The organism is Streptomyces sp. NPDC020807 (genome assembly GCF_040641575.1).
GTDB lineage: Bacteria > Actinomycetota > Actinomycetes > Streptomycetales > Streptomycetaceae > Streptomyces.
The window spans coordinates 527759-541697 of the sequence record NZ_JBFADU010000002.1 but is presented as its reverse complement, the minus strand read 5'-3'; the positions used below and the strand labels follow the sequence as shown (position 1 = coordinate 541697).

Annotated in this window: 14 protein-coding genes and 1 riboswitch; of the genes, 6 read left to right on the top strand and 8 right to left on the bottom strand. The window is 71.8% G+C overall.

Annotated features, from left to right (window positions below):
* Nucleotides 1-19 precede the first annotated feature (19 nt).
* Complete coding sequence (locus AB0G79_RS05630) at nt 20-793, bottom strand: alpha/beta hydrolase (RefSeq protein ID WP_360800534.1); 774 nt, start codon at nt 791-793, stop codon at nt 20-22.
* A gap of 170 nt (nt 794-963) precedes the next feature.
* On the opposite strand from AB0G79_RS05630, the gene AB0G79_RS05625 reads away from it, so the two are divergent.
* Genes AB0G79_RS05625 through AB0G79_RS05615 form a run of 3 tightly spaced genes read left to right on the top strand, consistent with a single transcriptional unit; the run spans nt 964 to nt 2593 of the window.
* On the top strand, nt 964-1398 hold the full coding sequence (locus AB0G79_RS05625; RefSeq protein WP_360800531.1) for a hypothetical protein: 435 nt from the start codon (nt 964-966) through the stop codon (nt 1396-1398).
* 12 nt (nt 1399-1410) lie between these two features.
* Nucleotides 1411-1833 (top strand): DCC1-like thiol-disulfide oxidoreductase family protein, encoded by a 423-nt coding sequence (locus AB0G79_RS05620; RefSeq protein WP_360800528.1) that lies wholly within the window; start codon nt 1411-1413, stop codon nt 1831-1833.
* A 10-nt stretch (nt 1834-1843) separates the two neighbouring features.
* Nucleotides 1844-2593, top strand: a complete 750-nt coding sequence (locus AB0G79_RS05615) for a TetR family transcriptional regulator (protein WP_360800525.1) — start codon at nt 1844-1846, stop codon at nt 2591-2593.
* A 73-nt stretch (nt 2594-2666) separates the two neighbouring features.
* On the opposite strand, the gene AB0G79_RS05610 is transcribed toward AB0G79_RS05615, so the two are convergent.
* The 3 genes from AB0G79_RS05610 to AB0G79_RS05600 form a co-directional block, all read right to left on the bottom strand.
* Complete coding sequence (locus AB0G79_RS05610) at nt 2667-4220, bottom strand: ABC transporter substrate-binding protein (RefSeq protein WP_360800523.1); 1554 nt, start codon at nt 4218-4220, stop codon at nt 2667-2669.
* Between the two features lie 192 nt (nt 4221-4412).
* A complete protein-coding gene (locus AB0G79_RS05605) occupies nt 4413-5738 on the bottom strand; it encodes a metallophosphoesterase (protein ID WP_360800520.1) in 1326 nt (441 codons plus the stop codon).
* 23 nt (nt 5739-5761) lie between these two features.
* The gene (locus tag AB0G79_RS05600) at nt 5762-6016 is read right to left on the bottom strand and encodes a hypothetical protein (protein ID WP_360800517.1); all 255 of its coding nucleotides are present in this window, start codon (nt 6014-6016) and stop codon (nt 5762-5764) included.
* A 109-nt stretch (nt 6017-6125) separates the two neighbouring features.
* On the opposite strand from AB0G79_RS05600, the gene AB0G79_RS05595 reads away from it, so the two are divergent.
* Nucleotides 6126-7415: a D-alanyl-D-alanine carboxypeptidase gene (locus AB0G79_RS05595; RefSeq protein ID WP_360800514.1), complete on the top strand. Its 1290-nt coding sequence runs from the start codon at nt 6126-6128 to the stop codon at nt 7413-7415.
* Here the strand turns inward: AB0G79_RS05595 and AB0G79_RS05590 are convergent.
* Nucleotides 7336-8253 carry a YihY/virulence factor BrkB family protein gene (locus AB0G79_RS05590; protein WP_360800511.1) on the bottom strand — a complete coding sequence of 306 codons (918 nt, stop codon included), beginning with the start codon at nt 8251-8253 and terminating at the stop codon, nt 7336-7338. The two genes, AB0G79_RS05595 and AB0G79_RS05590, sit on opposite strands and share 80 nt — an antisense overlap.
* A 176-nt stretch (nt 8254-8429) precedes the next feature.
* Between AB0G79_RS05590 and AB0G79_RS05585 the strand changes: the two genes are divergently transcribed.
* On the top strand, nt 8430-9257 hold the full coding sequence (locus tag AB0G79_RS05585) for an SDR family NAD(P)-dependent oxidoreductase (protein WP_360800611.1): 828 nt from the start codon (nt 8430-8432) through the stop codon (nt 9255-9257).
* Nucleotides 9258-9260: 3 nt separating this feature from the next.
* On the opposite strand, the gene AB0G79_RS05580 is transcribed toward AB0G79_RS05585, so the two are convergent.
* The 3 genes from AB0G79_RS05580 to glyA all read right to left on the bottom strand — a co-directional run bounded on the left by AB0G79_RS05580 (nt 9261) and on the right by glyA (nt 12326).
* Nucleotides 9261-9848: a 2'-5' RNA ligase family protein gene (locus AB0G79_RS05580; RefSeq protein ID WP_360800508.1), complete on the bottom strand. Its 588-nt coding sequence runs from the start codon at nt 9846-9848 to the stop codon at nt 9261-9263.
* Nucleotides 9849-9953: 105 nt separating this feature from the next.
* Nucleotides 9954-10967 (bottom strand): tryptophan--tRNA ligase, encoded by a 1014-nt coding sequence (trpS, locus tag AB0G79_RS05575; protein WP_360800505.1) that lies wholly within the window; start codon nt 10965-10967, stop codon nt 9954-9956.
* A gap of 90 nt (nt 10968-11057) precedes the next feature.
* A complete protein-coding gene (gene glyA / locus AB0G79_RS05570) occupies nt 11058-12326 on the bottom strand; it encodes a serine hydroxymethyltransferase (RefSeq protein ID WP_360800502.1) in 1269 nt (422 codons plus the stop codon).
* Between the two features lie 84 nt (nt 12327-12410).
* Nucleotides 12411-12501: riboswitch (ZMP/ZTP riboswitch) on the bottom strand.
* Nucleotides 12502-12609: 108 nt separating this feature from the next.
* On the opposite strand from glyA, the gene rocD reads away from it, so the two are divergent.
* On the top strand, nt 12610-13815 hold the full coding sequence (rocD, locus tag AB0G79_RS05565; protein ID WP_360800499.1) for an ornithine--oxo-acid transaminase: 1206 nt from the start codon (nt 12610-12612) through the stop codon (nt 13813-13815).
* The last annotated feature ends 124 nt before the right edge of the window (nt 13816-13939 follow it).

The following is a 13939-nucleotide window of genomic DNA, read 5'->3' as shown; positions in this document are numbered from 1 at the left end:
CGGGGGGGCGGGGGGGGCTCTAGTCTGCGGCTTCCCGGGAGAGCTCGGCGAGGAAGGCGGTGAGGAGGCGGGCGGTCTCGTCCGGGCGTTCCAGGGCGGGGAGGTGTCCGGCCCAGTCGAGGTCGACGTGGCGGGCGGCGGGCAGGAGGTCCGCGAGGTCGTCGGCGACGGCGCGGAAGTCGGGCACGTCGTGGGCGCCGCCGACGACGAGGGCCGGGGCCGTGATCCGGGCGAGTTCGTCGCGGGTGACCTCGGGGTCGACGGCATCGAACTCGGCGGCGAGCTGGACCTCGAAGGCACGGCGCTGCATCCGCCGGACGAGGTCCCGGGCGGCCTCGTCGGCGTCGGGGCCGAGCCAGGTGCCGACGTTGAGCTCGACGGCGGCGTCGACGTCCCCGGCTTCGAGGAGGGCGTCCTCCCTGCGGCCCCAGGCGCGGAGTTCCTCGCTCGGCACCATGCAGGGGGTGGCTGGGGCGAGCAGGGCGAGCGCGGTGACGCGGCCGGGGTGGCGGGCGGCGAGCTCCAGGGCGACGGCGCCGCCGAAGGAGGAACCGACGACGGCGGCACGGTCGGCGCCGACGTGGTCGAGGAGGGCGCGGACGTCCTCGGCGTGGGTGTGCGGGGCGTCGACGGGGGTGTCGCCGAAGCCGCGGAGGTCGCAGCGGACGACGCGGTGGCCCGCTTCGGCGAGGGCGTGGAACTGCCCGTCCCACATGCGGCGGTCACAGACGCCGGAGTGCAGCAGGACGACGGTGGAGGGGCCTTGACCGGCCAGGTCATGAGAGAGCGTCACCGGTCGACCCTAGACCGGCCCGTGGGGGCGGGCCACCGGATAAGACGACCGGACGCGGACCGGACGCGGACCGACCGCGGACCGACCGCGAACAGGGACTTGAACACGTTCAAGAAGAGGCCTACAGTCATGACTGCCAGCTTTTGAACGCGTTCAAGGGAGCGTGGGGCATGGACCTCACTGTCATCGCGTACACCGTCTACCTGCTGATCAGCGTGGCCCTCACCGTCTGGGTCGCCCGTACGCTCAGCCGCAACGGAAGGATCTTCCTCTCCGACGTGCTGCACGGCGACGAGAAGCTCGCGGACGCCGTCAACCACCTCCTCGTGGTCGGCTTCTACCTCGTCAACTTCGGCTTTGTCGCCCTCTACCTGAGCCAGGACGCCGCCGTCCTCGACGCCCGCGCGCTCTTCGAGGCCCTCTCCGTCAAGCTCGGAGTCGTCCTGCTCGTCCTCGGCGTGATGCACCTGGGCAACGTCTACGTGCTCAACAAGATCCGCCGCCGCAGCGTGATGGAGCGCGAGCAGACACCGCCGGTCCGCCCGCAGGGCTGGACCCCCACCGGCAAGGGCGGCCCCTGGGCCCCGCCCGCGCCCCAGGCCTGAGAGACCGGCACCATGGCGACACCGGCGACACCGGCGACACCGGTGACCCACCTGACCGTGCTCTACGACGCCGAGTGCCCGCTCTGCGTGCACCTCAGGCACTGGCTGATGCGCCAGCCCCAGCTCGTCCCCCTCGACCTGGTCCCGGCCGGCTCGCAGGAGGCCAGGCGCCGCTTCCCCGCCCTCGACCACGCCGCGACCCTGCGGGAGATCACCGTGGTCGGGGACCGGGGGCAGGTCTACCGGGAGACCGACGCCTGGATCGTCTGCCTCTGGGCACTGGCCGAACACCGCCCCAGGGCCAACTGGCTCGCCACACCCGCCGGCCGGCCCCTCGCCCGGGTCACGGTCCTCGCCGCCGCGAAGTGGCGCGAGGTCCTCAAGGGTCCGGCCTGCGAGGACGGACGCTGCGAGGCGCCCGCCCCGCCCGGCTAGGCTCGGCCCCGTGACGGAAGAGAACAAGGCCGAAGAGAAGAAGGCCCCGAAGAGCGAGCAGACCCGCACGCTCATCCTCGAAACCGCGCTCCGGCTGTTCAAGGAGCGCGGTTACGACAAGACGACCATGCGGGCCATCGCCCAGGAGGCCGGGGTCTCCGTCGGCAACGCGTACTACTACTTCTCGTCCAAGGAGCACCTCGTCCAGGGCTTCTACGACCGGATCGCCCAGGAGCACCAGGCGGCCGTCGAGTCCCTCCTGACCGGTGACGAGAAGGATCTGACGGCCCGGATCAAGGGCGTCTACCTCGGCTGGCTCGACATCGCGGAGCCGTACCACGAGTTCGCGGCCCAGTTCTTCAAGAACGCCGCCGACCCCGACAGCCCGCTCAGCCCGTTCTCGCCGGAGTCCGAGGGGCCCCGTGAGGCCGCCATCGAGGTCCACCGGCGGGTCATCTCCGGCGCCTCGGTCAAGGTGGACCCGGAGCTCGCCGAGGCCCTCCCCCAGCTGCTCTGGCTCCAGCAGATGGGCCTGGTGCTGTTCTGGGTGTACGACCGCTCGGAGGACGCGGCGAACAGCCGGCGGCTCGTCGAGCGGCTCGCCCCGGTCACCGCCCGCGCGATCTCGCTCTCCCGCTTCCGGATCCTGCGCCCCCTGGTCAAGGAGACCCACGACCTGCTCTCCGACTTCATGCCGACGGCGGCCGGAATGGCGGCCTCGGGGAAGCCCAAGCGGGCCACCCCGAAGCCGCGCGACTAGGGCCCGTCCGGCGGATCATGGCCGGACAGGCCCTGGGCGACGCGTCCGGGGGCGCCTCGCCCCCGGACGGGCCCTAGATCCAGTTCAGCTCCCACAGGCGCCAGATGCCTGTGCCGTCGGAGAGGTACTGCGAGCCGCCGACCGACTCCGTCGACAGGACGTAGTCCTTCTTCTGCCAGAGCGGCACGAGCGGGACCTCGTCCGCGACCTCGGCCTGGATCGCCTTGAAGTCGCCGGTCGCCCGCGAGCGGTCGCTGTACTGCTGCGTCGAGGTGATCAGCCGGTCGATCTTCGTGCTGGAGAACCCGTTGTGCAGGGTGTTCGCCGTGCCGACGAGCGGCGCGGTGAAGCTGTCGGAGTCGGGGAAGTCGGGGAGCCAGCCGACGGTGTACGCGTCGTAGTCGCCGCGCGCGTAGCCCTTCTGGAAGCTCTTCCAGTCGGCCTCGACGACGTTCACCTTGAAGAGGCCGCTGTCCTCCAGCTGCCGCTTGATCTCGGCGGCCTCGGCGGCGTACGTCACGTCCTTGCGGAAGCCGAAGGTGAACTCCACCGGCCACTGCACGCCCGCGTCCTTCAGGAGCGTCTTCGCCTTCGCCGCGCTCGGGCCCGGGTTCTCGTCGTAGAACGCGGTGTTGTGCCCGACGAAGCCCTGCGGGATGAGCGAGTACAGCGGCTCGACCGTGTCCTTGTAGGCGCGGGCGGTGATCTCCGGGCGGTCGATGACCGCGGCCACGGCCTGCCGGACGGCCTTCTTCGCCATCGGCGAGCCGGACCGGACGTTGAAGTTGAGGTTGCGGATCTCCGCGCTCTCCGACTCGGTGAGGCGGGTGCCGCCCTCGGTCTCCAGCGTCGAGAGGAAGGTCGGCGGCATCTGCCGGTGCGTGACCTGGACCTCTCCCGACTTCCACGCGGCGGCGAGGTCCTCGGACTGGGTGTAGTACTTCACGAGGACCGGACCGCCGGCCTTGGTGACGGCGCCCTTGTAGTTCGGGTTCGGCTCCAGGAGCGCGGACTCGCCGGGCTTGTACTCCTTGAGGACGTACGGCCCGGAGCCGTCGACCGCCGAGTCGCCGCGCAGCTGCTTGGCCGGGTACTTGTCCTTGTCGACGATCGACCCGGCACCCGTGGCCAGCTTCAGCGGGAAGGTCGCGTCACGGTCGCTCAGGTGGAAGGTGACGGTGCGGCCCTCGGCCACCACGCTCTTCAGCGTGGGGAAGAGCGGCTGCGGACCGACGTCCGTCTTGATCCGCAGCATCCGGTCGAAGGAGTACTTGACGTCCTCGGCCGTGATCTTCCGCCCGGTGGAGAACGTCAGGTCGTCACGGAGCGTGCACTTGTACGTGGTGAGCTTGCTGCCGACGAAGTCGCAGCTCTCGGCGGCGTCCGGCACGGGGTTCGTGAAGCCCGGCTTGAACGTCAGCAGGGACTGGAAGACGTTGCTGTACATCGCCCAGGAGCCGGCGTCGTAGGCACCGGCCGGGTCCAGCGACGTGACCTCGTCGGTCGTGCCGACGTTGATCGCGTCCTTCCGCGCGTCGTCGGAGGGCAGGAGTTGCCACCCCCCGACTCCGGCCGCCACCAGTACTCCACAAGTGATGAGGATCCGCAGACGGACCGTCGACCGCATTGCCGTGCTTCCTTTTTTCGTACCACCCCAGGCACGACGCCCCCCGAAAACGCCGCATTGACGTCAGCCAATCACACGGCTTTCACAAGTGGAAGAGAAAACTTTCACACCGCAGGTATATGTCCGGGATATGAGAATTTAAGCCGATGAGCAGCACGTATCGACCTCGGCGCGGGGAGTGACAATCTCCGATTACGCCTGTTTCGAGGCGAGTTCGACGATGGTGATGTCGGACGGCGCGCCGACCCGGACCGGGGGTCCCCAGGCACCCGCGCCCCGCGAGACGTACAGCTGCGTGTCCCCGTACCGCTCCAGGCCGGCGACCGTCGGGTTGGCGAGCTCGGCGAGGTAGTTGCCCGGCCAGAGCTGGCCGCCGTGGGTGTGACCGGAGAGCTGGAGGTCCACACCGTGGCGCACGGCGTCGTGGATGACGACCGGCTGGTGCGCGAGGAGCACGGAGGCCCGGGACCGGTCACGGTCGCCGAGCGCGCGCACGAAGTCGGGCCCCTGCCCCGTCTTCTCCCCCGCGACGTCGTCGACGCCGGCGAGGTCGAAACCGGCCGCGATCTCCACCCGCTCGTTGCGCAGCGGCCGCAGCCCGAGCTCCCGCACGTGGTCGACCCAGGCGTCGGCCCCGGAGAAGTACTCGTGGTTGCCCGTCACGAAGAAGGAACCGTGCCGGGCCCGCAGCTGCGCGAGCGGCTCGGCCGCCGACCCGAGGTCCGCCACGCTGCCGTCCACGAGGTCGCCGACCACGGCGATCAGGTCGGGCTGCGTGGAGTTGATGGCGTCCACGATCCGCCGGCTGTGCCCGCGCCCGAGGATCGGCCCGAGGTGGATGTCGGACACGACGGCGATCCGGTACCCGTGCGCGGCGCGCGGCACCTTGGCCAGCGGCACGGTCACCCGCTTGATCGTGGGCCCGCGCAGCACGCCGTACGTCCCGTACCCCACGGTCCCGAGCGCGACGGCGGCGGCGGACCCGCCGACGACCCGCGAGACGAAGAGCCGCCGGGAGACGCCCCCGGCGCCCCCGGCGCCCCCGGCGCCCCCGGCGCCCCCGGCGCCCCCGGCGCCCCCGGCGCCCTCGGAAGGAGAATCGGGCGGGACGTCCGCGCCCTCGGACCCGTCCGCCACAGGCGCCGCCGGTACGGCCACGGGCACGGCCACCGGGGCGGCCACGGGCGCCTCGACCGGGGCCGCCCGCCGCTCCAGCGCCTTCCTCAGGAGGGGCCGCACGGCCTCCCCCACGAGCAGCGCCAGGACCAGGTAGAGCAGCACGGGAAGCCACAGGTATCCCGGCCAGGCCACGGCCCGCTCCACCCAGAACGGCGCACCCAGCCACCCGGTGGACATCGCGGCGACCGACAGCAGCGGCAGCGCGACGGCGGCCGCGGTCCCCGCCTTCCGCGCCACCCCGCCCGGCGCGGTGACATCCCGCACGAGCCGCCGCCACACGTACCAGTGGACGCCCCCGAACAGCCCGAGCACCAACGGGACCACCAGATAGACGAGCACGAACGAACCCCCCTCGTTGTCTTCTACGAACTGTGACCGGTCTCGCGCCGCACGGGGCGCACTCCACGGAACCCGAGCACCCCGATCGCCGTCCCCAGAACAAAGGACGTGACGGCGAGCAGCAGGTGAACCCAGAAATAGGGGGTCGGGTCGCCCGCGTCGTCGAAGGCCAGGCCGCTCCCGTCGTTCCAGAGGTTCTTGACGAAAGTGATCCAGATGAACCAGCTCCACACCCCGAAGGCGAGCAGGAACCAGGAGACGCGGCGGCTGAGCTTCATGGCCCCAGTATCTCCGTCGGGGTCGCGGCCCCCGCTTCCGGGTGGACGGGGGTGGGCGAACCGCCCTGCGGGGTTCGGATCCTCAGGTCGGGGCGGTACGTTCTCGGTCGTGTCTGTATCGAAGAGGGCCGCCTGGGCGGTCGCCGCTGGGGTGCTGCTGCCGCTTCTCGTCTCCGTGCCCGCCGCGCACGCGGACGGGAAGAAGGACGAGAAGGAGAAGCAGCCCAAGCCGCCCGCGATCATGTCGACCGTGGGTGGTGCGCTGCTCGGGAAGCCCGGGACGCAGGTGCGGTTGGGGCCCGGGGCGCCGGTGCTGCCGAAGGAGCTGTCGGCGCGGTCCTGGATCGTGGCGGACGCGGAGAACGGGCAGGTCCTGGCCGCGCACAACGCGCACTGGCGGCTGGCGCCCGCGTCGACGCTGAAGATGCTCTTCGCGGACACGCTGCTGCCGAAGTTCGGCAGGACGCAGAACCACCTGGTGACCCCGCAGGACCTGGCCGGGATCGGCGCCGGGTCGAGCCTCGTGGGCATCAAGGAGAAGCAGAGCTACAGCGTCCACGACCTGTGGCTCGGCGTGTTCCTGCGGTCGGGCAACGACGCCGTGCACGTCCTGTCGGCGATGAACAACGGCGTCCCGCAGACCGTGAAGGACATGAACGAGCACGCGGCCGAGCTCCAGGCGCTCGACACGCACGTGGTCTCGCCGGACGGTTACGACGCCCCGGGCCAGGTCTCGTCCGCGTACGACCTGACACTCATCGCCCGCAACGGCATGCAGAAGCCGGAGTTCCGGGAGTACGCCGCCACGGCCCGCGCCGCCTTCCCCGGCGAGCAGAAGCCGGGCAAGAAGCGCGAGACCTTCGAGATCCAGAACACCAACCGGCTCCTGACCGGCGACCTCGGCGTCGCCCCGTACCAGGGCATCGCCGGGGTGAAGAACGGCAACACCACGCACGCCGGGTCGACGTTCACGGGGGTCGCCGAGCGCAACGGGAAGGTGCTGCTCGTGACGGTCATGAACCCGTCGTCGAAGGAGCAGCACGCCGTCTACAAGGAGACGACCCGGCTGCTCGACTGGGGTTTCGCGGCGGCCGGGAAGGTGACCCCGGTCGGTGAGCTCGTGCCGCCGACGACGGCCCGTACGGGGACGGGCGCGGGGACGGGGACCGCGGACGGCGGGTCCGCGCCCGCGCCGGGCAAGGAGGCGCCGGGCACCTCGCCCGCTCCGGTCGCCGCCGAGGAGCGCTCCGGCGGGGTCGGGATCGCGCTGGGCGTGGCGGGCGGGGTGCTGGTGCTGCTCGCCGGTGCCGTGTTCCTGGTCAATCGGCGGTGGCCGCTGGGCGGGGCCGCGGGGCGTCGTCGTCCGTCGGAGGCCGCTCCTCGGGACGTGAACCCGTAGCCGTCCAGGCCGCGCAGAACAGCAGCAGTTTCGCGGTGAAGTTGATCCACAGGAGGAGGGCGACCGGGGTGCCGAACGCCCCGTACATCGACTTCGACGCGACCCCCTTCATGTAGCCGCCGAGCAGCAGTTTCAGGAGTTCGAAGCCGACCGCGCCGATGAGCGCCGCCACGACGAGCCGGCGGCGCGGCGGGGTGACGCCCGGGAGGAGCGTCAGCAGGTAGGCCAGCATGAGGAAGTCGGCGAGGACGGCGACGAGGACGGCGGCCGCTTCGAGGAGGTAGTGGCCGGCCGTCCCGTCGCCGGAGATGCCGAGGCGGTCGGCGGTCCAGCCGACGGCGGTGGAGCCGAGCCAGGACGCGGCGAGCGAGGCGAGGGCGACGCCGCCGAGGCCGAGGAGGACGAGCGTGTCCTTGCCCTTGCGGGCGAAGGGGTTGCCCTCGTCGGTGTCGTCGAGGCCCCAGACCGCGCGCAGGCAGTCCCGCATGGAGCCGATCCAGCCGATGCCGGTGACGAGGAGGAGGACGCCGGCGATGAGTCCGACGGTGCCGGCGTTGGCGACGAGTCCGTCGATGTCGAGCTGGTCGGAGATGCCGGGGACCTGGTCGGCGATCTTGTTCTCGATCTTGTCGAGCTGCTCGGTGGTGAGGAGCGCGGCGCCGATCGCCGCGGCGACGGTGATGAGCGGGAAGAGGGCGAGGAAGGAGAGGAAGGTGATCGCGGCGGCGAGCCGGCTCCAGTGGACCGCGTCGAGGGTCTCGTACGAGCGCCAGGCGTGGGTCCGCATGAGGCGGGTGACCAGCGGGCCGATGACGGGGAGCTTCGTCAGCCAGTCCATGTCGTGCGCGTACTCCTCGGTCGCGGGTGGGCGGGTGGGCTCGTACGAGGGTCTCCCGGCGACGGCCCCGGGGCGGTGAGCGACATCCCGTACGGCCGTACCAACGAACCGGCACGCAATGCGGCATATACGACAGATGCGGCGATACGGTCACCTCCATGACGGTCACCCACACGATGACGGACGCCACTCCCCGGTCCCTGCTCGTCCTCGGCGGCACCTCCGAGATCGGGCTCGCCACCGCCCGCCGACTGATCGCCCGCCGCTGCCGCACGGTCTGGCTGGCCGGGCGCCCCTCCCCCGCGCTCGCCGCCGCCGCGGAGTCACTGCGCGTGCTCGGCGCCGAGGTCCACACCGTCCCCTTCGACGCGCTCGACACCGACACCCACGAGGAGCGGCTCGGCAAGATCTTCGCCGAGGGGCCCGTCGACATGGTGCTGCTCGCCTTCGGGCTCCTCGGCGACCAGGCGCGCGACGAGTCCGACCCCGTGGCCGCCGTGCGGGTCGCGCAGACCAACTACACGGGCGCGGTCTCGGCCGGTCTCGTGTGCGCGGGCGCGCTCCAGGCGCAGGGGCACGGTTCGCTGGTGGTGCTGTCCTCGGTGGCGGGCGAGCGGGCCCGGCGCGCGGACTTCATCTACGGCTCGTCGAAGGCCGGGCTCGACGTCTTCGCGCAGGGGCTCGGGGACGCCCTGCACGGCACGGGGGCGCGTGTCATGGTCGTACGCCCCGGGGTCGTGCGCTCGCGCCGGACGGACGGACGGCGGCTGGACGCGCGGCTCGCGGACGCGCACCAGAGGGACGCCCGCCGACGGGGCTCCCGGCGGGCCGGTGCGGGGCTGACGGACGCCCGGCTGTCGACGACGCCGGAGGCGGTCGCGACGGCGATCGAGCTGGGGCTGCGGCGGCGCTCGGAGACGGTGTGGGTGCCGGGGGCGCTGCGGGTGGTGATGACGGCGGTGCGGCACGTGCCGAGGCCGCTGTTCCGGCTGCTGCCGGTGTGACCGTCAGCAGCCGGGCCGCGTGGTGACCGGGGTCCCGCCCTGCGTGGGGACCGCGGAGATCGGGCGGCCGCTGCCGAACTCGTAGTCGTACAGCTTCCGCCACACGCCGTCGGGCCCCTGCTCGTACAGCGCGAAGGAGCCGCAGGTCCAGGCCGCCTCGTAGCCGGCGAGCTCCTCGTACGCCCGGTCCATGCCCTCCTCGGAGATGGCGTGGGCGATGGTGACGTGCGGGTGGTACGGGAACTGGAGCTCGCGGGCGAGCGGTCCCGTCTCGTCGCGGATCTCCTGCTGGAGCCGGTTGCAGGACGGGACGCCCTCGTCGAGCTTCACGAAGACGACCGGGGAGAGCGGGCGGAAGGTGCCCGTGCCCTTGAGCCTCACGGGGAACGGCTCGTGGTCGGCGGCGACCCCGGCGAGGTGCGCCTCGATCTCGGGGAGCCGCTCCTCGTCGACCTCGGTCGGCGGTACGAGGGTGACGTGGGTCGGGATGCCGTGCGCGGCGGGATCCCCGAAGCCCGCGCGCCGCTCCTGGAGCAGGCTGCCGTAGGGCTCCGGGACCGCGATCGAAACGCCGAGCGTTACGGTCCCCACGTCGTTCTCCTCCGTCGTCCGTCGAGTGGTGTGCGGGTGGTGCAGTCGCCAGTGTGCGTCCTGCACCGCCCTCGTGGCCAGGGTCCTAGGACCGTGCCCCGCGCCTCAGTGCTTCGCGGGCAGGAAACCGATCCGCTCGTAGGTCTGCGCCAGCGTCTCCGCCGCGACCGCGCGCGCCTTCTCCGCGCCCTTGGCCAGGATCGAGTCCAGCGTCTCCGTGTCGTCCAGGTATTCCTGGGTGCGGGCCCGGAACGGCGTGACGAAGTCCACGACGACCTCGGCGAGGTCGGTCTTCAGGGCGCCGTACATCTTGCCCTCGTAGCTCTTCTCCAGGTCCGCGACGGAGGTGGAGGTGAGCGTGGACATGATGGTGAGCAGGTTGGAGACGCCGGCCTTGTTCTCCGGGTCGAAGCGGATCACCGTGTCGGTGTCGGTGACGGCGCTCTTGACCTTCTTGGCGGTGGCCTTCGGGTCGTCGAGGAGGTTGACGAGGCCCTTCGGCGAGGGCGCCGACTTGCTCATCTTGCTCGTCGGGTCCTGGAGGTCGTAGATCTTCGCCGTCTCCTTGAGGATGTACGGCGCGGGGAGCGTGAACGTGTCGCCGAAGCGGCCGTTGAAGCGCTCCGCGAGGTCGCGGGTGAGCTCGATGTGCTGGCGCTGGTCCTCGCCGACCGGGACCTGGTTCGCCTGGTAGAGCAGGATGTCCGCGACCTGGAGGATCGGGTACGTGAAGAGGCCGACGGTGGCGCGGTCGGAGCCCTGCTTGGCGGACTTGTCCTTGAACTGGGTCATGCGGGAGGCCTCGCCGAAGCCGGTGAGGCAGTTCATGACCCAGCCGAGCTGCGTGTGCTCGGGGACGTGGCTCTGGACGAAGAGCGTGCAGCGCTCCGGGTCGAGGCCGGCGGCGAGCAGCTGGGCGGCGGCGAGCCGGGTGTTGGCGCGGAGCTCCGCCGGGTCCTGCGGGACCGTGATGGCGTGCAGGTCGACGACCATGTAGAAGGCGTCGTGGGTCTCCTGGAGGTCCACCCACTGGCGGACGGCACCGAGGTAGTTGCCGAGGTGGAACGAGCCTGCGGTGGGCTGGATTCCGGAGAGCACGCGGGGATTCTCAGAGGCCATGCACATCATTGTCTCAGGTGCGACGGACGGGAAAGCCCCGGGCGGCGCGGACCCGGGGCTTCCGTATCGCTGGTGCGCGCTCCGTGAGGGTCAGAGCGGCAGGCCCGGCGCCGGGTACGCGGCCATCAGCTCCGCGACCTCCGCGCGGACCGTGTCGAGCGCGGCCTCGTCGCCGGTGCCGGCCGCCGCGACACCGCGGTCGATCCACTCCGCGACCAGGGCCATGTGCTCCGTGCCGAGTCCGCGCGAGGTGAGCGACGGCGTGCCGATGCGGATGCCGGAGGGGTCGAAGGGCTTCCGGGGGTCGTAGGGGACGGTGTTGTAGTTGACGACGATCCCGGCCCGGTCGAGGGCCTTCGCGGCGGTCTTGCCCGGGACCTGCTTGGGCGTGAGGTCCATGAGGATCAGGTGGTTGTCGGTGCCGCCGGAGACCAGGTCGAAGCCGCGGGCGAGGAGCGCCTCGGCGAGGGCCTTGGCGTTGGCGACGACGTCGTGCGCGTAGTCGCGGAAGGACGGCTGGGCCGCCTCGCGCAGGGCGACGGCGATGGCGGCGGTGGTCTGGTTGTGCGGGCCGCCCTGGAGGCCGGGGAAGACGGCCTTGTCGAGGGCCTTGGCGTGCTCCTCGGTGGACATGAGCATGGCGCCGCGCGGGCCGCGCAGGGTCTTGTGGGTGGTCGTGGAGATCACGTCCACGTGCCCGGCCGGGGAGGGGTGGGCGCCGCCGGCGATCAGGCCGGCGATGTGGGCGATGTCGGCGACGAGCACGGCGCCGGCCTCGCGGGCGATCTCGCCGAAGGCGGCGAAGTCGATCGTGCGGGGCAGGGCGGTGCCGCCGCAGAAGATCACCTTCGGGCGCTCCTTGAGGGCGAGCTCGCGGACCTCGTCGAAGTCGACGAGCCCGGTGTCGTGGCGCACGCCGTACTGGACGCCGCGGAACCACCTGCCGGTCGCGGAGACGCCCCAGCCGTGGGTGAGGTGGCCGCCCATCGGCAGGGACATGCCCATGACGGTGTCGCCGGGCTCGGCGAAGGCGAGGTAGACGGCGAGGTTGGCCGGGGAGCCGGAGTAGGGCTGGACGTTGGCGTGGTCGACGCCGAAGAGGGCCTTGGCGCGCTCGATCGCGAGGGTCTCGACCTGGTCGATGTTCTGCTGGCCCTCGTAGTAGCGGCGGCCGGGGTAGCCCTCGCTGTACTTGTTCTGGAGGACGGTCCCGGAGGCTTCGAGGACGGCGGCGGAGACGTAGTTCTCGCTGGGGATGAGGCGGAGGGTCTCGCCCTGGAGCCGCTCCTCGGCGCCGACGAGGGCGGCGATCTCGGGGTCGGCGGCGGCGAGCGCGGGGTGCTGCTGCGGGGTGGTCACGGTGTCGTCCTCCGGGCGTTCGGCGGATGCGGTACGGATCCGGTCCCGGAGCTGAGGTGCGCACGGGACCGAAGGTGTCGGGGCCCGTGATGCCCAGGCGGGCGGCACCTCGTGTGGTGGAGCGCGCACGGCTTCCCCGGGGTCGCTTCCCCGTACGCCAGTCGCCGTGCGTGTTTCCACAGTAGCGGGCGCGCCGTCGGGGAGGTTTCCCGGTCCGGCATGCGAGCGACGATAAGAAGGGGGCCACACGCACCCCCCGAGCCGCAGGACGAACGGAGATCCCGTGTCGAGGACTGAAGACGCGATCGCTGCCGCGGACGCGCACAGCGCGCACAACTACCACCCCCTTCCGGTCGTCGTCGCCTCGGCGGACGGCGCCTGGATGACCGACGTCGAGGGGCGCCGCTATCTGGACATGCTCGCCGGGTACTCGGCGCTCAACTTCGGCCACGGCAACCGGCGGCTGATCGAGGCGGCGAAGGCGCAGCTGGAGCGGGTGACGCTGACCTCGCGCGCCTTCCACCACGAGCGCTTCGCCGAGTTCTGCACGCAGCTCGCCGCGTTGTGCGGGAAGGAGGCGGTGCTGCCGATGAACACGGGGGCGGAGGCGGTCGAGACGGCCGTGAAGACCGCCCGCAAGTGGGGGTACGAGGTGAAGGGCGTGCCGGACGGGCACGCGAAGATCGTGGTGGCGGCGAACAACTTCCACGGCCGGACGACGACGATCGTCAGCTTCTCGACGGACCACGAGGCGCGGGACCACTTCGGTCCGTACACGCCGGGGTTCGAGATCGTCCCGTACGGGGACCTCACGGCGCTCGACGCGGCGGTGACCGAGAACACGGTGGCGGTGCTGCTCGAACCGATCCAGGGCGAGGCGGGGGTGCTGGTCCCGCCGCCCGGATACCTGGCCGGGGTCCGGGAGCTGACGCGGCGGCGGAACGTCCTGTTCATGGCGGACGAGATCCAGTCGGGTCTGGGCCGGACGGGGAGGACGTTCGCGTGCGAGCACGAGGGCGTGGTGCCGGACGTGTACATCCTGGGGAAGGCGCTGGGCGGCGGTGTCGTGCCGGTGTCGGCGGTGGTCGCCGACCGTGAGGTGCTCGGGGTGTTCCGGCCGGGCGAGCACGGTTCGACCTTCGGCGGGAACCCGCTGGCCTGCGCGGTCGCCCTGGAGGTCATCGCGATGCTGCGTACCGGCGAGTACCAGGAGCGGGCGGCGGAGCTCGGCGAGCACCTGCACGCGGAGCTGCGGCTGCTCGTCGGCGGCGGGGCGGTGGAGGCGGTGCGCGGGCGCGGCCTGTGGGCGGGGGTGGACATCGCGCCCTCGCGCGGGACGGGCCGGGAGATCTCGGAGCGGCTGATGGAGCGGGGTGTGCTGGTGAAGGACACGCACGGGTCGACGATCCGGATCGCGCCGCCGCTGGTGATCGGCAAGGAGGACCTGGACTGGGGGTTGGAGCAGTTGAGGGGGGTTCTGGCGGAGTAGCGGGTTCCGTCGGGAGGGGGTGGCGAGGGGCCGACCGGCTCCCCGGCGAGGGGCGGCCGGTTCCCCGGCGAGGGGCCGGCCGGCCCCTGGCGGGGAACCAACTGGGTCCATTGACACGGCAGTT